Annotated in this window: 17 protein-coding genes; 12 read left to right on the forward strand and 5 right to left on the reverse strand. The window is 64.7% G+C overall.

Annotation, left to right across the window (positions count from 1 at the left end; genetic code table 11):
- Positions 1-531 precede the first annotated feature (531 nt).
- Positions 532-1,056, reverse strand: a complete 525-nt coding sequence (locus ACK4OE_RS01930; RefSeq protein ID WP_409882647.1) for a DUF962 domain-containing protein — start codon at positions 1,054-1,056, stop codon at positions 532-534.
- Positions 1,057-1,181: 125 nt separating this feature from the next.
- On the opposite strand from ACK4OE_RS01930, the gene ACK4OE_RS01935 reads away from it, so the two are divergent.
- The 10 genes from ACK4OE_RS01935 to ACK4OE_RS01980 all read left to right on the forward strand — a co-directional run bounded on the left by ACK4OE_RS01935 (position 1,182) and on the right by ACK4OE_RS01980 (position 9,798).
- A complete protein-coding gene (locus tag ACK4OE_RS01935) occupies positions 1,182-1,886 on the forward strand; it encodes a Crp/Fnr family transcriptional regulator (RefSeq protein WP_409882648.1) in 705 nt (234 codons plus the stop codon).
- A gap of 104 nt (positions 1,887-1,990) precedes the next feature.
- A complete protein-coding gene (locus ACK4OE_RS01940) occupies positions 1,991-3,424 on the forward strand; it encodes an aldehyde dehydrogenase family protein (protein ID WP_409882649.1) in 1,434 nt (477 codons plus the stop codon).
- Positions 3,425-3,524: 100 nt separating this feature from the next.
- Entirely contained in the window at positions 3,525-4,157 is a 633-nt protein-coding gene (locus tag ACK4OE_RS01945; protein WP_409882650.1) for a DUF2889 domain-containing protein, read from the forward strand.
- Positions 4,158-4,215: 58 nt separating this feature from the next.
- Positions 4,216-4,977, forward strand: coding sequence for an SDR family oxidoreductase (locus ACK4OE_RS01950; protein ID WP_409882651.1), 762 nt, complete (start codon positions 4,216-4,218; stop codon positions 4,975-4,977).
- 106 nt (positions 4,978-5,083) lie between these two features.
- On the forward strand, positions 5,084-5,503 hold the full coding sequence (locus ACK4OE_RS01955; RefSeq protein WP_409882652.1) for a BLUF domain-containing protein: 420 nt from the start codon (positions 5,084-5,086) through the stop codon (positions 5,501-5,503).
- Positions 5,504-5,559: 56 nt separating this feature from the next.
- A complete protein-coding gene (gene moaA / locus ACK4OE_RS01960) occupies positions 5,560-6,699 on the forward strand; it encodes a GTP 3',8-cyclase MoaA (RefSeq protein WP_409882653.1) in 1,140 nt (379 codons plus the stop codon).
- 90 nt (positions 6,700-6,789) lie between these two features.
- Positions 6,790-7,428 carry a molybdenum cofactor guanylyltransferase MobA gene (gene mobA / locus ACK4OE_RS01965; protein WP_409882654.1) on the forward strand — a complete coding sequence of 213 codons (639 nt, stop codon included), beginning with the start codon at positions 6,790-6,792 and terminating at the stop codon, positions 7,426-7,428.
- A gap of 16 nt (positions 7,429-7,444) precedes the next feature.
- A complete protein-coding gene (locus ACK4OE_RS01970) occupies positions 7,445-7,993 on the forward strand; it encodes an N-acetyltransferase family protein (RefSeq protein WP_409882655.1) in 549 nt (182 codons plus the stop codon).
- Between the two features lie 19 nt (positions 7,994-8,012).
- Positions 8,013-9,371 (forward strand): gephyrin-like molybdotransferase Glp, encoded by a 1,359-nt coding sequence (gene glp, locus ACK4OE_RS01975; protein WP_409882656.1) that lies wholly within the window; start codon positions 8,013-8,015, stop codon positions 9,369-9,371.
- Positions 9,372-9,465: 94 nt separating this feature from the next.
- Positions 9,466-9,798 (forward strand): thioredoxin family protein, encoded by a 333-nt coding sequence (locus ACK4OE_RS01980; RefSeq protein ID WP_409882657.1) that lies wholly within the window; start codon positions 9,466-9,468, stop codon positions 9,796-9,798.
- Positions 9,799-9,886: 88 nt separating this feature from the next.
- On the opposite strand, the gene ACK4OE_RS01985 is transcribed toward ACK4OE_RS01980, so the two are convergent.
- The 4 genes from ACK4OE_RS01985 to ACK4OE_RS02000 form a co-directional block, all read right to left on the reverse strand.
- A complete protein-coding gene (locus ACK4OE_RS01985) occupies positions 9,887-13,057 on the reverse strand; it encodes an efflux RND transporter permease subunit (protein WP_409882658.1) in 3,171 nt (1,056 codons plus the stop codon).
- Between the two features lie 55 nt (positions 13,058-13,112).
- A complete protein-coding gene (locus ACK4OE_RS01990; RefSeq protein ID WP_409882659.1) occupies positions 13,113-14,579 on the reverse strand; it encodes an efflux RND transporter periplasmic adaptor subunit in 1,467 nt (488 codons plus the stop codon).
- Positions 14,580-14,959: 380 nt separating this feature from the next.
- Complete coding sequence (rnhA, locus tag ACK4OE_RS01995) at positions 14,960-15,409, reverse strand: ribonuclease HI (RefSeq protein WP_409882660.1); 450 nt, start codon at positions 15,407-15,409, stop codon at positions 14,960-14,962.
- A 91-nt stretch (positions 15,410-15,500) separates the two neighbouring features.
- Positions 15,501-16,337 carry a class I SAM-dependent methyltransferase gene (locus ACK4OE_RS02000; protein ID WP_409882661.1) on the reverse strand — a complete coding sequence of 279 codons (837 nt, stop codon included), beginning with the start codon at positions 16,335-16,337 and terminating at the stop codon, positions 15,501-15,503.
- On the opposite strand from ACK4OE_RS02000, the gene gloB reads away from it, so the two are divergent.
- Together gloB and ACK4OE_RS02010 are read left to right on the forward strand one after the other, a co-directional pair.
- On the forward strand, positions 16,336-17,112 hold the full coding sequence (gloB, locus tag ACK4OE_RS02005) for a hydroxyacylglutathione hydrolase (RefSeq protein ID WP_409882662.1): 777 nt from the start codon (positions 16,336-16,338) through the stop codon (positions 17,110-17,112). The genes ACK4OE_RS02000 and gloB overlap by 2 nt on opposite strands.
- Entirely contained in the window at positions 17,109-18,635 is a 1,527-nt protein-coding gene (locus ACK4OE_RS02010; protein WP_409882663.1) for a transglycosylase SLT domain-containing protein, read from the forward strand. The genes gloB and ACK4OE_RS02010 overlap by 4 nt, the downstream gene beginning before the upstream one ends.
- Positions 18,636-18,651 lie beyond the last annotated feature (16 nt).

Below are 18,651 nucleotides of genomic sequence, written 5' to 3' on the forward strand. Positions count from 1 at the left end.
CAGACAATCGCGAGCCCTTATCGCTGGCCGCTGCGCTCCTCGGCGCATCCTGAAGGGAACCCGGGGATCGGACATCCACACGGGCCATTGCTTCGCTGCGCTGCGCTCGGCCCCGAACGCGCAGGCGCTTAGCGCCGCGACTGCCAAGCCGAGCGAAGCAAAGGCCCGTGTGGCTGTTCGGCTGCTCGGCTGTCCCACCCCCTGCTGGCTGCGCCTGCGGCGGGGCGGTTGCGGGGTGAGCGGATGTGCCGAAGGACACGTCAGCATCGTGGTCTAGCTCGCCGCAGTTGTTTGAACGAAGCGCTAAAGGCGCGAAGTGAGTTCTGCGGCGCACCCCGCAACCGCCCCGACGCAGGTTGCCCCGTAGCGCAGCGAAGGGGTCGCAGACTGGGGGTCGCCTTTCTTTTGGGTACTTTTCTTTGGCGAAGCAAAGAACAAGTACCTCGCCCGCCGGGGCGAGTCCCGGCCTCCGCCCTAAAAAAAGTCCCCACCCAAACCAGCGCACCGCTCAGCAAAAAAGACCGACCCACCTCAAACCACAGCCCGCCCCGACCTCACCCGCACAGGCCCGCTACGCTCCTCCATCGCCTTCTGTACCTCTTTGCGCAACCCCACCACGAACCCTAGTTCTGCCACCACAAACAGCGGCCCCACGATGAGCCCCATCAAGTCATCCACAAACGCCGGTTTGCGCCCTTCGTAGTAGTGCCCCACAAACTGGATCACCCAGCCCACCACAAACAACCCTACGCCCGACGCCAGCCACAGCGCGGTGGTCTGCACCGCCAGCCACTGGCCGCCCACCAGCATGGCCGACAGCAGCGCGGCCATCGTCACACCGTAGCGAAAGTCGAGCCGGAAGTAGAAGAAACAACTCGCCAGGGCCGCCAGCAGCGCAGGGCTCATGGGCAGGTCGCCCATCTGCCACGTGGGGCGCGACAGCAGCACCACCACGGCAAACATGATCATGGGCACGCCCACAAAATGGGTGTGGATGTTGCGCGGGTCGCGGTGGTAGGCGGCGTACTGGGCCAGGTGGTCGATCAGGGTTTTCATGGGTGTCTCCTGGTATTGTTTTGAGCAGCATCAATACTCGCTCTGCCGCGGCGCCAACGTCTGTCGTGCACACGACAAAACACCACGCCCCGCTCACTCAGCACACACCTACAACCGCCCCCTGCATGACCGACGCCTCCGCCTATCTGCCTGTTCTCCAGTCCGGCCGCTGGTTTGCCCACCTGCCACCCGACTTTGCCCAGCCCCTGTTGGCGATGGCGCAGGTGCGGCATCTGCAGACGGGAGAGGTGCTTTTTCTGCGCGGCGATGCGCCTTGCGGGCTGTATGCAGTGGTGCGTGGCGCAGTCAGCATCTCGGGCACCGGGGGGCGGGCTGACGAGGCGCGAGCGGCGCTGCTCATCCGGCTGGAGCCGCCGCACTGGTTTGGCGAGATCTCGGTGTTCGACAACTCCGCGCGCACACACGACGCCCACGCCACCGAGCCCACCACGCTGCTGCAGGTGCCGCACGAGCGGCTGCAGGCATGGCTGCAGGCCCACCCCGAGCACTGGCACGCGCTGGCGCTGCTGCTGACGGACAAGCTGCGATCAGCCTTTGTGGCGATGGAAGAGCTGGCCCTGCTGCCCGCGCCGCAGCGCCTGGCACGCCGCCTGGTGATGATGGCCGAGGGCTACGGCCAGTGGACGGCCGAGGGCCAGTCGCGCCGTGTCCTGTCCATCTCACAGGAGCAGCTTTCGCTGATGCTGGCCATCTCGCGCCAGACAACCAATCAGATCCTGAAGGACCTGGAGTCTCGCCACCTGGTGCGTGTGCAGCGCGGCGAGGTGGAGATTCTGGACCTGGCCGCGCTGCGGGCCACCTGCCATTGAATCACTATCAAATGTGTAGCTACTAGCGCTCTATCCATAAGCGCTAGCGGCACTTTTATCTTAAATACTAAGAACACATTCCATTTCCGGGCAAAATGACGACCATGCAACTGAACTACATCGCCAACGCCTCGATGCCATCGTCATCGGGCCGCACGATCCCTGTGATCGACCCGTCCGACGGCCAGACCTTCGACGAGATCCAGCGCAGCAACGCCGACGACATCGATGCGGCGGTGCACGCGGCTCGTCAGTGCTACAACGCCGTGTGGCAAAAGCTGGCTCCGGTGGAGCGTGGCCGGTTGCTGCAAAAGCTGTCGGCCAAGATCCTGGAGCATGCCGACGAGCTGACCGCGCTGGAACAGCGCGACTGCGGCAAGCCCACCAAACAGGCGAGGGCCGATGCAATTGCGCTGGCGCGCTACTTCGAGTTCTACGCCGGTGCGTGCGACAAGTTCCACGGCGAGACCATTCCCTACCCCGACGGCTACAGCGTGCTGACCTGGCGCGAGCCCCACGGCGTCACGGGCCATGTGATCCCCTGGAACTACCCCATGCAGATCTTTGGCCGCAGCGTGGGCGGCGCCCTGGCGGCGGGCAACGTCTGCGTGGTCAAGCCGGCCGAAGACGCCTGCCTGTCGCTGATCCGCGTGGCACAACTGGCGGCCGAGGTGGGCTTCCCATCGGGCGCTTTGAACATCGTCACCGGCTATGGCCACGAGGTGGGCGACGCGCTGGCGCGCCACCCCGGCATCGACCACATCAGCTTCACCGGCAGCCCCAAGATCGGCACGCTGATCCAGCAGGTGGCCGCAGAGCGCCATTGCCCCGTGACGCTGGAGCTGGGTGGCAAGAGCCCGCAGATCATCTTTGCCGATGCGGACCTCGATGCCGCCATCCCCGTGGTCATCAACGCCATCGTGCAGAACGCCGGGCAGACCTGCTCGGCGGGCTCGCGCGTGCTGATTGATTCGTTGATTTATGAACCGCTGCTCGAACGCCTGGGCAAGGCCTTTGACAAGTTGCGCGTCGGCCCCGCCGCCATGGACCTGGACGTGGGCCCGCTGATCCGCCAGACGCAGCAGCAGCGCGTGTGGGACTTTTTGTCGGACGCGCAGGTTGCTGGCATCCCTATGGTGGGCCAGGGCGTGGTGGTGGATGAAGCGCCCGAGACCGGCTACTACCAGGCGCCCACCTTGCTGCGCGATGTGCCGGTGAACCACCGCCTGGCACAGGAAGAAGTCTTTGGCCCCGTGCTGTGCGCCATGGCGTTTCAGGACGAGGACCACGCGGTGGAGCTGGCCAACGCCACGCAGTTCGGCCTGGTGGCTGGCATCTGGACGCGCGACGGCGCCCGCCAGTTCCGCATGGCCAAACGCGTGCACAGCGGCCAGGTGTTCATCAACAACTACGGTGCGGCGGGCGGTGTGGAGCTGCCGTTTGGCGGCGTCAAGTCGAGCGGCTACGGGCGCGAAAAGGGCTTTGAAGCGCTGTACGGCTTTACCACCTTGAAAACCGTCGCCATCAAGTACGGCTGATTGCGCCCCGGTGGTCCCGGTGGTGTCACGCCCGCGCGCGACGGCACGGCCTTGCACCGCTAACCTCTGGTCCTTCTGTACGACGCCTGTAATTTTCTCCATGCCCCTGAGCCCCCCCGCCCCCCGCACCCTGAAACATGTCCGCCGGGTGAACTACCAGGGCTTTGAACGCGACGATGGCCTGTGGGACATCGAAGGCGAGCTGCACGACAGCAAGGCCTACGACGCCACATCCTTCCGCGACGCCAACAAACAGCGACTGGCGGGCGAACCCATCCACCACATGTGGCTGCGCGTCACGGTCAACCGCCAGCTGGTCGTGCAGGCCATTGATGTGGCCATGGATTCGCACCCGCTCAAAGGCTGCACCGAGGCCCAGGCCGCGCTGCAACAGATGGTGGGCTGCAGCATGGCGCGCGGCTGGCGCCAGGCGATCCAGAAGCACCTGGGCGGCGTCGCCAGCTGCACGCATCTGCGTGAGCTGCTGTTCAACCTGGCCACGGCCGCGTTTCAGTCGGTGCCCGCCGTTTTTTCGTCGAGCAACCCCGACGAGCCGCCCCGCCACCTGGGCCAGTGCACCGGCTGGGACTTCAATGGCAATGGCGTGAAGGAATTCTTTCCGCAGTTTTATGGCCGGGTGCCGCAAGCGCCTGCAGTCGGCACCGGCGCCTCGGGCAGTGCCCCGCAGCCGCCCACCCCAGAAATTTCAGTCAAATTGGCCTCTAGCGCTTGATACATAAGCGCTAGCAGCTATCAAATTTGATTTCCCCAATACATCCATCGGAGACCCTATGCGCGCACAGAACAAATCCATCATCGTCACCGGCGCCGGCAACGGCATTGGCGAGGGCATCGCCAAGCGCCTGGCGGCCGAGGGCGGCAAGGTCATCGTCAACGACATCAATGAAGCCGGTGGCCAGCGCGTGGTGGCCGAGATCACGGCAGCCGGTGGCACCGCAGCCTTCTTCAAGGCCGACGTGACGAAGTCCGCCGAAGTCAAGGCCATGGTCGATGAAGCCGTGCGCCGGTATGGCCAGCTGGACGTGGTGGTGAACAACGCAGGCTGGACGCACCGCAACCGCCCCATGCTGGAGGTGAGCGAGGACGAGTTCGACAAGGTATATGCCATCAACATGAAGAGCATCTACCTGTCGGCCATCCACGCTGTGCCCGCGCTGCGCCAGTCCGGGGGCGGCAGCATCATCAACATCGCGTCCACCGCCGGGCTGCGCCCACGCCCGGGCCTGACCTGGTACAACGGCTCCAAGGGCGCCGTCATCATCACCAGCAAGTCCATGGCGGCCGAGCTGGGGCCCGACAACATCCGCGTGAACTGCATCAACCCCGTGTTCAACCCCGACACCGGCCTGGCCGCCGAGTTTGCAGGGGGCCCGGTGGACGATGCCCGCCGCGCCAAGTTTCTGGCGACCATACCGCTGGGGCGCTTTTCCACCGCGCTGGATGTGGCCAACGCCGCCTTGTACTTGGCAAGCGACGAAGCCGCTTTCATCAACGGCGTGTGCATTGAAGTGGACGGCGGGCGCTGCGTATAACAAAACTCTGGGCCGGCGCGCCGAGGCCCATCCAAAGGGGTCATTGGCGCCCGCGCCCGCTCTGTCCTGCCAAACCTGACACACTGCGCAGCTCAGGAGGCAAAACATGTTGATACAACTGACTTACGCCAGCCGCGCATCCCGCGTGCTGGGCCCTGCAGACGTCAAAGACATTCTGGCCGCATCGCAGCGCAATAACGCCCGCGCAGGCGTCACCGGCGCGCTGTGCCTCAACCATGGCATCTTCCTGCAGCAGCTGGAGGGCGACCGTGCTGCCGTCAACGCGCTGTACCACCGCCTGCTCAAGGATTCTCGCCACAAAGACACGGCCGTGCTGGACTTTGCTGAGATCCCGCACCGCCGCTTTTCCAGCTGGTCGATGGGACTGCTGGGGTCGGTGGAGGCCAACCGGCAGCTGTTCCTCAAATACTCCAGCAGCGCAGAATTCGACCCGTTCAGCATGAGCACCTTGACGCTGCGCAGCTTCTTCGACGAAGTCCTGCAGAACGTGCGCTGGCTTGAGTGAGAAAATGCGGCGCATGCGCCCCTTCCCTGCCACCGCCCCGCTGACTGAGACCGCCCATGTCTGAACGCGTGATCCCGCTGGTCGATGAACGCCTGGCCTCGCTGGTGGCTCGGGTACCCCAGCACGCGGTGGCGCCCACCGGCCTGCTCACCGACACGCGCGGCCGCCCGTTGCGCGACCTGCGCATCAGCGTCACAGACCGCTGCAACTTCCGCTGCAACTACTGCATGCCCAAGGAAGTGTTCGACAAGGACTACCCCTACCTGCCGCACAGCGCGCTGCTGAGCTTTGAAGAGATCACGCGGCTGGCGCGCCTATTCCTCGCGCATGGCGTGCGCAAGATCCGCCTGACCGGTGGCGAGCCCCTGCTGCGCAAGAACCTGGAAGCGCTGGTGGCGCAACTGGCTGAACTGCGCACGGTGGACAACCTGGCGCCCGACCTCACGCTGACCACCAACGGATCGCTGCTGGCGCGGAAGGCCAAAGCGCTGAAAGACGCGGGTCTGAACCGCGTGACCGTGAGCCTCGATGGCCTGGACGACGCCGTGTTTCGCCGCATGAACGATGTGGACTTTCCGGTGGCCGACGTGCTGGCGGGCATTGAGGCCGCGCACGCGGCAGGCCTGTCGCACATCAAGGTCAACATGGTGGTCAAGCGCGGCACCAACGACCACGAAATCCTGCCCATGGCACGCCACTTTCGCGGCACAGGCACCACGCTGCGCTTCATCGAATACATGGACGTGGGCGCCACCAACGGCTGGCGCATGGACGAAGTGCTGCCCTCGGCCGAGCTGATCAAACGCCTGCGCGCCGAGCTGCCACTGGTGCAGTTAGACCCCAGCAGCCCCGGCGAAACCGCCGAGCGCTGGGGTTATGCCAATGCACAAGGTCAACACGACCCCGCGCTGGGCGAAGTCGGCGTGATCAGCAGCGTGACCCAGGCCTTTTGCCACGACTGCAACCGCGCGCGGCTGTCCACCGAGGGCAAACTCTACCTGTGCCTGTTTGCCAGCCAATGCTACGACCTGCGCACGCTGCTGCGCGGAGGTGCCAGCGACGAAGCCATTGCCTCGGCCATCGCCCCCATCTGGCAGCAGCGCGCCGACCGCTATTCAGAGCTGCGCAGCAGCCTGCCTGCGGACACCACGCAGGGCGGTGGCCGAAGGGTGGAGATGAGCTACATCGGAGGGTAGCCAACGCGCCTTGCCCCTGCCCTCGGGGCGGTGGCATGCGATACCTGCCTTTGTCGGCAATGCTGCCCAGAACTTCTGAGAACAACCCCAATGATCCAAACCCAAGACATCACAGGCCTCGTCCTCGCAGGTGGACGCGGCTCCCGCATGGGCGGCGTGGACAAAGGCCTGCAAAACTTTCGTGGCCTACCGTTGGCGCTGCACACGCTGATGCGGCTGCAGATGCAGACCGGTGCGAGCATGGTTAACGCCAACCGCAATCTGGCAGCCTATGAGGCGTTTGGCGCGCCCGTGTGGCCTGATGTGCTGAGTGACTATGCGGGCCCGCTCGCAGGCTTCCTGACCGGGCTGGAGCGTTGCGAAACGCCCTGGTTGCTGACGGTGCCATGCGACACGCCCCTGTTCCCACTGGACCTGGCCTCGCGCCTGATGGCCGCGGCCGAGCAGCAAAACGCCGACTTGGCCATGGCGGCTGCGCCCGAGGACGATGGTGCAGGCCACATCACCGTGCGGCCGCAGCCCGTGTTCTGTTTGTTGCGCGTGGACCTGCTCGAAAGCCTGGTGGCCTTCACCCAGGCTGGTGGCCGCAAGATCGACGCCTGGACCGGCCAGCACCACTGCGCCATCGTGCCGTTTGACCAGCCGGGCGACGACCCCAAGGCGTTTTTCAACGCCAACACCTTGGCCGAGCTGCACGCGCTGGAAAGCGCGAGCACGCCGCAGGCTTGATAGCACCCTCACTGCGATGACATCGCATACGCCTGCTACGGTCGCCGGTGCGGTGCAAATCCGTCCTTTGGTGGCCGCAGACGCCGTGGCATACAAAACCCTTCGCGACGAAGCGCTGCGCACTTCGCCCGATGCGTTCACATCCGACTACGAATCCTGTGTGGGCCGGGACGCCAGCGAAAATGTAGCGCGCTTTAGCACCTTGGAATCCGGCCAGTTCTTCCTGGGTGCGTTTGACGACGCAGGCCAACTGCTCGGCTGCCTGGGCTGCGAGCGCGAGCAGCGCATCAAACAACGCCACTGTGCCGTGGTGGTGGGCATGATGGTGGCGCCCCGTGCGCAGCGCCAGGGCATCGGTCAGCAACTGGTGACCGACTGCGTAGAGGCTGCCCGCCGCGTACCTGGGCTGACGCAGCTGGTGCTGACGGTGACGGCATCCAACACCCACGTCGTGCGGCTGTACGAGCAGGCTGGGTTCCGCGCCTGGGGCCTGCTGCCCAACGCCATCGTGGTGGACGGTGTGGGCTTCGACAAGCTGCACATGGTGCGCGTGCTGCACGACTGATTAAAAGCAACTGAACCCCATGAAAACCATTGCCCAGATTGCCGCCGAACTGCAAGGCTACGACCCCCAGGCCCTGAGCGCCGCCGATGTGAACACGTTTCTGGAACGGCTGGTCGATCCTGTCACTGCTACCGAAGAGCTCCCCATATTCGACGCTCTGGGCCGCGTGCTGGCACAGGACGTGGTCTCGCCCATCAGCGTGCCGCCGCACGACAACTCGGCCATGGATGGCTATGCGTTTGCAGGCGCTCAACTGGTGGCAGGCCAGCCCGTCACGCTGCGCGTAGTGGGCACAGCGCTGGCGGGCAAGGCCTGGGCGGGCACTGTGGCGGCGGGAGAGTGCGTAAAGATCATGACCGGCGCCATCATGCCGACGGGGCTGGACACTGTGGTGCCCCAGGAGTTCACCACGGCCGCTGCGGCCGAGGGCCACATCACCATCGCGGCCGATGTGCTCAAGACGGGCGACAACCGCCGCTTCAAGGGTGAAGACATCATGGAAGGCCACGTGGCACTGGCCCGTGGCGAGTTGCTGACGCCCGCCGCTCTGGGCCTGGTCGCCAGCCTGGGGTTGCCCACGGTGACGGTGTTCCGCCGCCTGCGCGTGGCGTATTTCTCCACGGGTGACGAGATCCTGAGCCTGGGCGAGCCCCCACGCGAAGGCGCCGTGTACGACAGCAACCGCTACACCGTGTTCGGCTTGCTCACGCGCCTGGGCGTGGAGGTGATCGACATGGGCGTGGTGCGCGACGAGCCACCATTGCTAGAGGCCGCGTTCCGCAACGCGGCGCAGCGCGCGGACGCCATCATCACCAGCGGCGGCGTGAGCGTGGGCGAGGCTGACCACACCCGCACCATGATGAAAAAACTGGGCGACGTGGCCTTCTGGCGCATCGCCATGCGGCCCGGCCGCCCCATGGCCGTGGGGCGCATTGCCGCCCCAGAAAATCAAGCCAAATTGACCTCTAGCGCTTATCCATCAAGCGCTAGCAGCTATCAAAATGATATCAACTCATCCAACAACGGCGCGGTGTTGTTCGGCCTGCCCGGCAACCCCGTGGCCGTGATGGTGACGTTTCTGGCCTTTGTGCGCCCCGCCCTGCTGCGCATGATGGGCAGCACCCAATCCTCCCCGCCGCTGCTGCGCGCCATCAGTACCGAGGCAATGCGCAAAAAGCCGGGCCGTACCGAATACCAGCGCGGCACCGTCACCACTGCGGCCGACGGCACGCTGCAGGTGCGCACCACCGGCAACCAGGGCTCGGGCGTTCTCAGCTCGATGGTGCAGGCCAACGGGCTCATCGTGCTGCACCACGGGCAAGGCAATGTGGCGGTGGGCGACGCGGTGGATGTGATGGTGTTTGACGGCGTGATCTGACACGGCAATGCGCAGCAGGCTGGTGCATGCCGTCTGCCGCAGGAGTAATCTGAAAAACAACCTTGCTCGCCCACAATCACAAGCGATTCACACAATGCCCTACGCTGCCCAACACCTTGCCCAGCCTCCCTCACGCGATGACGTGGACCGCCTGCCCGGCGCCACCGTCGTCGAATTCGGCACCCCTTGGTGCGGGCACTGCCAGCGCGCACAGCCCCTGATCGAGCAGGCGCTGCAGGACCGTAGCGAGGTGGCACACGTCAAGGTGGAAGACGGACCGGGACAGCGCCTGGGGCGAACCTTTGGCGTCAAGCTCTGGCCGACGCTGGTGTTCATGAAAGACGGCAAAGAGGTGGCGCGACTGGTGCGCCCCCAGGCGCAGCAGGAAGTGCTGGATGCCGTGCAGGCCATCACGGCACCCGCCTGAACCTCTTCACGCCAAACCCTGACAAAAAAAGAAGCCCCGATGGGGCTTCTTTTTTTGCAACCGGCCCGCGTGCTGACACGCGCAGAAGCTATTTGGCGACGTACTCGTGCCCCTGCGGGTGCAGCGGATGCTGAAGCTCTTCCACCGCCACGGTGGTGTTGGCACCGGGCACCACTTTGCGCGCAAACAGCGTGTACATGGTGGGCACCACAAAGATGGTGAGCAAGGTACCCAGCGACATGCCACCCACAATCACCCAGCCGATCTGCATGCGGGTTTCAGCCCCTGCGCCAGAGGCGAGTGCCAGCGGAATAGCGCCCAGCACCATGGCGCCAGTGGTCATCAAAATGGGGCGCAGGCGCTGGGTCGAGGCCTTGACGAGCGCGTCCACCATCTCCATGCCTTGCTCGCGCAGCTGGTTGGTGAACTCCACGATCAAGATGCCGTGTTTGGTGATCAGCCCCACCAGGGTGATGAGGCCGATCTGCGAATACACGTTGATGGAGCCGCCGCTCCATTTCAGCGCGAGCAGCGCGCCAATCATGGACAGCGGGACCGACACCATGATGACCAGCGGGTCGATGAAGCTCTCGAACTGTGCCGCCAGCACCAAAAAGATGAACACCAGCGCCAGCACAAACACGATGCCCAGGGCGCCCTGCGAGCTCTTGAACTCGCGCGAGATGCCGTTCAGGTCGGTGGTGTAGCCGGGCTTGAGCACCTTGGCCGCCGTGGTGTCCATGAAGGTCAGCGCCTCGCCCAGCGAATAGTCCGCCGACAGGTTGGCCGTGATGGTGGCCGAGCGGCGCTGGCCAAAGTGGTTCAGCTCGCGCGGGCTCACGCTCTCGCGCACGTTGACCAGGCTGGACAACGGAATCATCGCGTCGTTGCGGCCCCGCACATAGATGGCGTCGATGTTCTCGGGCGTGGTGCGGCCCCGCGCTGCGGTCTGCACGATCACGTCGTACTGCTCGGCGTCGCGCTTGTAGCGGGTCACGGTGCGGCCGCCCAGCATGGTTTCAATCGCCTTGGCGACCACATCCACACCTACGCCCAGGTCGGCAGCGCGTTCGCGGTTGACCTCGATGCGCAGCTCGGGCTTGTTCAGGCGCAGGTCCACGTCGGGGCCCACGATGCCGGGGTTTTTGGCGATCTCGGTCATGAACGCAGTGGCCACCTGGTTCAGGTTCTCATAGCTGTCCGAGGTCTGGATCACATAGGTCAGCGGCCGCGAGCGAAAGCCCTGCCCCAGCGATGGCGGCGTGATGAGGAAGGCGTTCACGCCAGGCAGGCTGGACACCTTGGGCTGCAGCTCGCGGGCCAGCTCCAGCGTGGTGCGGTCGCGCTTTTCCCAGTCCACGGTGCGGTAGATCACGCTGCCCTGCGCCACGGTGGGGTTGCCGATGTTGGCAAACACACGGTCGAACTCGGGGTAGTCGCGGCCGATTTTTTCCAGTTCCAGCGCATAGCGGTTGGTGTAGTCCAGCGTAGCTCCGTCGGGCGCAGTGACGCTGGCCAAAATGGTGCCCCGGTCTTCCAACGGCGACAGCTCTTGCCGCATGCTGGGGTACACCACCACCAGTGCTGCACCGCTGACGGCCATCACGGCCACCACGATCCAGCGGGCCTGAAATATGGCCCCGCGCACGCCGCCACGCTCGCTGCCTTTGCTTCCTTTGGCCGACCAGCGGGCCGTTACCAGCCAGCGCAGCAGCCGGCCGTAGGCGTTGGACAGCGCAGTCAACCAGCGCTCCATGGAGCGGTCAAACAAATTGGGTGTGGGGTTGTGCTTAAGCAGCAGCGAACACATCATGGGCGACAGCGTCAGCGCCACAAAGCCCGACACCACCACCGCCCCCGCCAGCGCCAGCGCAAACTCCATGAACAAGCGGCCGGTGCGCCCCGGGGTAAAGGCCAGCGGCGCATACACCGCCACCAGGGTCAACGTCATGGCCACGATGGCAAAGCCGATCTCCCGCGCGCCCTTGATTGCGGCAGAAAACGGGTCCAGGCCCTCTTCGATGTGGCGGTAGACGTTCTCCAGCATCACGATGGCATCGTCCACCACGAGGCCAATGGCCAGCACCAGCGCCAACAGCGTGAGCGTGTTGATCGAAAACCCCGCCAGCGACATCAGCGCAAAGCTGCCCACCAGACTGACCGGGATCGTGATGATGGGAATGATGGACGCGCGGAAGGTGCGCAGGAACACAAAAATCACCAGGGCCACCAGCACAACGGCTTCGGCGATGGTGGTGTAGACGCTCTTGATCGAGCGGTCGATAAACAGTGAGTTGTCGTTGGCAATGTCGATGCCGATGTCCTTCGGAAGGTCAGCCTGCAGCGTGGGCAACATCGCGCGCACACCCTGCGACAGCTCCAGCGGGTTGGCGGTGGCCTGGCGGATCACGCCGACCGAGATGGCATCGCGGCCGTTCAGGCGCACGCGGCTGCGGTCGCTGGCGGCCCCTTCTTCGACACGGGCCACGTCCTGGATGCGCACCGGGAAGCCGTTGACGGTGCGAATGACCACATTGGCAAACTGTGCGGGCGTGGACAGGTCGGTCTGCGAGGTCACGCTGAACTCGCGCTGCTGCGATTCGATGCGCCCTGCGGGCAACTCCAGGTTGTTGCGGCGGATGGCGTCTTCGACATCCTGGGTGGTCAGGCGGTAGGCCGCCAAACGCTCGGGATCCAGCCATACACGCATGGCATATTTGCGCTCGCCATAGATGGGCACATCGGCCACGCCGGTCACGGTTTGCAGGCGAGGCTTGACGATGCGGTTGACCAGGTCGTTGATCTCCAGAGGGCTGCGGGTTTCGCTGCTGAAGGCCAGCCACATCACGGGCGATGCGTCGGCCTCGACCTTGGCGATCACGGGTTCGTCCACAGCGTCGGGCAGCCGGTTGCGCACGCGGGCCGTGCGGTCGCGCACCTCGGCGGCGGCGTTGTCGGCGTCTTTCTCCAGGCGAAAGCGCACGCTGATTTGGCTTTGCTCCGCACGGCTGATGGAGGTGATCACGTCCACAGCATCAATGCCCGCAATGGAGTCTTCGAGCGGTTTGGTGACCTGCGACTCGATCACCTCGGCAGACGCGCCCGCGTAGCGCACACTGACGGTGACCACGGGTTCATCGATCTTGGGGTATTCGCGCACCGAAAGTTGCGTGAAACTCACCGCGCCAATCAGCAGCACCAGCAGCGACAGCACGGTGGCGAACACCGGGCGGCGGATCGAAATTTCAGCGAGTTGCATGGCAGTACAGGGGCGTCAGAGGAGAGAACAACGGACTGCAATAGTCATTCATGTGTCATGCCGGTGGCCGCGCAACAGATTGGGCGGCGGGGCGGGTGGCAGGTACCCCAGGAGTGGACCGGCTAGACGTGCCAGCAAGCTGGCAAGGATTGGGGCCGGGCAGCGGGGTGACCATGGCCGCCGCAGGCCGTGCTGGCGGGGCCGCAGATGGAGCTGCGGCAGCTTGAGTTGCTACCGCGCCGGCACCCACAGCTGCGCCACTCGCATCACCATTGGCAGGCGCCACACTATCCGCCACCGGCCCACCGCCCGCAGGGCCCGATGCTGCGCGGGCTGCGGGCCTTGGAGAGTTGCCGCCATTGCTACCGCTCGCGCTGTTGGCACCCAGCTCTACCACCCGCACCACCGTTCCGTCGCGTTGCACGCGTTGCTGGCCCGCAGAAACCACAAGATCGCCGGTGTTCAAACCCTCCACCACTTCGACCAAGCCCGGCAGGCGGGCACCCAGGGTGACGGGGGTGCGCAAGGTCACGCGAGTGCCTGGGTCCTTGCCATCCACAATCTTCAGCGCATAGGGGCTGGCGCCATCGGGCACAACGGCTTCTTCAGGAATCACGCGGGCGTCGGCGCGTTCGGCAAACACGGTGGTCACGCGGGCAAACATGCCAGGGCGCAATTGCATGCGGCGGTTGTCGATGCAACCGCGCACCTCCACCGCACGGCCGTCCGCATCGATCTGCGGGTTGATGGCCTGTATTACTGCGGGGTAGCGCATACCGGGCAGCGCATCAAAAGTCACCTGGGCAGTCTGGCCCGTGCGGACCTTGCTTTGCAGCCGTTCAGGCAGGCGAAAGTCAACGTACACGGCATCGATGTCTTCGACGTTGACAATGTCCGCGCCATCTTTCAGATAGTCACCCACATTCACGCCTCGAATGCCTGCAATGCCATCGAAGGGGGCGAGGATCTTCAGGCGCGACGCCGTGGCCTGCGCCAGCGCAAGTTTGGCCTGCGCCACCTGCATGTTGGCAGCGCTCTCATCCACCGAACGCTGGCTGATGAAGCCTTGGGCCACCAGTTCCTGGTTGCGCTTGTGGTTGGCCTGGGCAATGGACAGCTCTGCCTGGCTCTGCTGCACCTGTGCGAGGGGCAACTGGTCGTCAAACTGCACCAGCATCTGCCCACGTCGCACGCGCTCGCCATCGCGAAAGTTGAGCTGCGTGATGCGGCCGCTCACCTCAGGCCGCAACACCACGCTCTGGCGCGAGCGCAAACTGCCCACAGCCTCCGCATCGTCGCGAAGGGCCATCTGCTTGACGGCCACAGCCTCCACCGCCAGTGGGCGCCCAGCACCACCCCCTTGCTGCCCGCCACGAGCAGCGCCACCTGCAGGGGAGCTGCTGGCGGTAGCCGACGCTTCGGTGCGCGGGGCCTGGCTGGGCTTTTGCAGCCACCAGGCGGCCCCGGATGCGGCAGCGATGCCGATGACAGCGAAAACGATCGTTCTGTTTTTAGACGCCATGGATCAATGAAGTCGGGTGGGGTGGAAAGGCAGTCGACCAATGTATCAGCGTGTGTCGTGTGCCGCTGCAATGCTTGGTAAGACCCCAGGAGCTATGCCTCGGTTACACCTTGGCGCCTCAAAACGCCGGATGCACAAAAAAAGGGCCCCGACAGGGGACCGCCCTGCCGCACGGCCGGGCCGATTGGGTGCAAATTTGCCCTTGCGGTACGCAGCCAAGAGTCTGCGCGGCAGAAGGCATCGAAGCGAAACGCGCGAAAACCGAGGATCGCGTGGTGCTACCGACAAGCCCAGGGTGGGCACCTGGGCGCGGGAGGTAGTACCGCGCGAGACCGGTTTATCGCGCGTTGCAGCCGATGCTCCTTCTGCCGCGCAGACTCCTAGGCCCGACCCAAAGCCTTGTCGACGCCCTTGTTTGCCAACCCGTCGGCGCGCTCATTGCCAGGGTCGCCCGAATGTCCCTTGACCCACCGCCACTCGATACGATGCCCGCCGGTGCTGACCAAAGCATCCAGGCGCTTCCAAAGTTCGACATTCTTGACCGGCTGTTTGGACGCTGTCTGCCACCCGCGGGCTTTCCAGCCGTGAATCCATTCAGTGATGCCCTTGCGCACATATTCGCTGTCAAGGTACAGCGTGACGGCGCACGGCCGCTTGAGGGCCGCCAGCGCCTCGATGACTGCCAGCAGTTCCATGCGGTTGTTGGTGGTGCCCAACTCGCCGCCGAAAAGCTCTTTTTCGATGGGGCCTGACCGCAGCAACACGCCCCAGCCTCCAGGGCCAGGGTTGCCCTTGCAGGCGCCATCGGTGTATATCTCGACCTGATTCAATCTGTGTTCCTGTCAACGAGGTTTGTAAAGTGCTTGAGGACAGCGGCGGGTCTGACGGGGCATGGGCCGCAGCCGTCGCCCCGCCAATGGATCACTGGCCCCTGCGTTTTGTAGATACCGCACCCGCCGTGGGAGCGCGGTTGGCGATGGGCACGGTAGCGGCTGCGCGCTGGCGCTGCGTGCGCCAGCCCGGCTCCATCAGGCGCATGCCATGCACCCGCTTCACCGCCACCAGAAAATATGCGGCCCCGAAAATGGGCCACCATTTTTCTCCCAGCGGGTCCATCCAGCCAAAACGATCAAGCCACTGGGTGCTGCGTACCGCTGGACGATAACAGCCAAACTGGGCTGATTCGACCTCGAAGCTCAAGAGCCTGAGCCAATCGCGCAAGCGGCGGTAGCCAATGAACTCCCCCACGTCGGGCAAATACAGCGTGCCTTTGCCCAGCCGCTGATACACACGGGCGCGCCGCTGGCGCAGGCCCCACAGGCTAGTGGGGTTCAGGCCGCTGATGACCACACGCCCCTCTGGCACCAGCACGCGCTCCACCTCGCGCAGCGCGGCGTGGGGGTCTATGCTCAACTCCAGGGTGTGGGGGAGAACCAGCAGGTCCAGGCTCGCCTCAGGAAACGGCAAGGCCACCGGCTCGGTGAGCAGATCCACCGCCCTGCGTTGCAAGGGGCCGTCGCCGTTACCGGTCTCCAGAAACGCGATGGAGCCATCCACCGCCTCTTGCCCCAAGGCCAGCCACTGGTGGGGCATGCGGTTGGTGCGCAGGCCGTCGAGCAGCGGCATTCCCAGCTGCAGGCTGTGGTAACCAAAGATATCAGCCACCGCCTCGTCGAAGCGCGCCTGCTCCCACGCGAGCAGGTAGCGGCCCGGCGGGGAATCGAACCAGTGGTGCAAACCTATAATTTGATCGCTCATGAACTTGCTGCCACTGCCCGCCTTCTCCGACAACTACATCTGGATGCTGCACAACGGCAGCCAAGCCATTGTTGTAGACCCGGGGGATTCCGCGCCTGTGGTGCAAGCGTTGAAGCGCCTGGACCTCACGTTGCAAGCCATTCTAGTCACGCACCACCACGCAGATCATGTGGGTGGTGTGGACGCCCTGCGGCATGCCACCGGCGCAACGGTTTATGGCCCCGCGCGGGAGAACATCCCGGAGCCGCTGGTGCGCCTTGCCCAAGGTGACACGGTCGAGGTACTGGGCCTGCACTTTTCGGTTTTGGATGTGCCTGGGCACACTGCAGGCCATATCGCGTACTACTGCCCCGAGATGGACGGTGCGCCGCTTTTGTTTTGTGGCGACACGCTTTTTTCGGGTGGCTGTGGTCGGTTGTTTGAGGGCACGCCCGCTCAAATGCTCGACTCGCTGGATCAGCTGTCGGCCCTGCCCGGCGACACGCGGGTGTGCTGCACGCATGAATACACCCTGTCCAACCTGAAATTTGCGCGGGCCGTGGAACCCGGAAACGCCGCATTGCTCCACTACTCCAGCAGTTGCGAAGCGCTGCGTGCGCAGAACCTGCCCACGCTGCCTTCGCAGATGGCGCTGGAGCGTGACATCAACCCCTTCCTGCGTGTGCGCCAGACTGCGGTGGCCCAGGCCGCCCGCGGCTACGACGCGCAGGTGCATCAAGACGACGCAGTGGCGGTACTGGCCGCGCTGCGTCAATGGAAAAACGAGTTTCGATGAAAATTTTGCACATTGCCTGCCTGGCCAGCGCACTATGGCTCACAGGCTGCGCCACCACCGGTCCATCGCAGAGCGACACTGCAAGCACCACGCCTCCCGCGGGCCCCAGCGGCCCGCCGCCCCAAGCTCCCCACACCCCCGTGTATCCCAATGGCCCCCTGCAGCCCATTTCGCTGGCTCGGGCGTCCAGTGGAGAGGTTGCGGCGCTGTCCACCCCCGCCGATCTGTGGGATCGCATCCGTCGCGGCTTTGCGATGCCCGACCTGCAGCATGAACTGGTGGCGGACCGCGAGCAGTGGTACGCCACACGGCCCGATTACATGCAGCGCATGACCGAGCGCTCAAGCAAATACCTGTTCCACATTGTCGAAGAGCTGGAGCGCCGCGGCATGCCGACCGAGCTGGCCCTGCTGCCCTACATTGAAAGCGCGTTCAATCCTCAGGCGGTGTCCAGCGCCAAGGCAGCCGGCATGTGGCAGTTCATGCCCGCCACCGGCACCTACTTTGACCTCAAGCAAAACGCCTTCCGGGACGACCGCCGCGACGTGCTGGCATCCACCCGCGCCGCACTGGACTACCTGCAAAAGCTGCACGGCATGTTCGGCGACTGGCACTTGGCGCTTGCCGCCTACAACTGGGGCGAAGGCAGCGTGGGCCGAGCCATTGCACGCAACCAGAAACTGGGGCTGGGCACCGGCTACACCGAGCTGAACATGCCTGCAGAGACCCGCATGTACGTGCCCAAGCTGCAGGCGGTAAAAAATATCGTGGCCAACCCTGAAGCGTTCAAGACCGAACTGCCGCTGATTGAAAACCACCCGTACTTCCAGACGGTGGACATCACCCACGACATTGATGTGGCGCTTGTAGCCACGCTGGCCGATGTGCGCGAGGCGGATTTTCGTGCACTCAACCCGTCCTTCAACCGCCCTGTGATTTTTGCAGCAGGCACGCCGCAGATCCTGCTGCCGTGGGACAACGCCAAGGTGTTTCAGCGCAACCTGGAAGCGCGCAAAGAAGGGCAATACGCCAGCTGGACGGTCTGGTCCGTACCCTCCACCATGACGGTCGCTGATGCCGCCCAACGCGCGGGCATGAGCGAGACCGATCTGCGCAAGATCAATGACATTCCACCGCGCATGCTGATCAAGGCAGGCTCAGCACTAATGGTGCCGCGGTCCACCACCACACGGCAGGACGTGTCCTCCCATCTGGCTGACAACGGGCAACTGGCTTTTACACCCGAAGTGGTCACGCGCCGCACCACCGTGCGCGCTGGTAAAGGCGAGACGGTCGCCAGCATCGCACGCCGCTACAAGCTGGCAACCGCCAATGTGGCCGACTGGAACGACGTGCGGGCCAACGCAGCCTTCAAGGTGGGACAGCAAGTGGTTGTCTACCTGCCCGTGCGTCAGGCCAGTGCCAATACCCGTCGCGCGGTGTCCCGATCAACGGCTGGCAGCAAACGCCCCGCCGCGTCCGCACGCAAAGGGGGCACGCCCTCCAAGGTGAAGCGGCGCTAATGGGCTTTGCGGGCGC

It is taken from the genome of Acidovorax sp. (assembly GCF_046314175.1).
GTDB lineage: Bacteria > Pseudomonadota > Gammaproteobacteria > Burkholderiales > Burkholderiaceae_C > Acidovorax.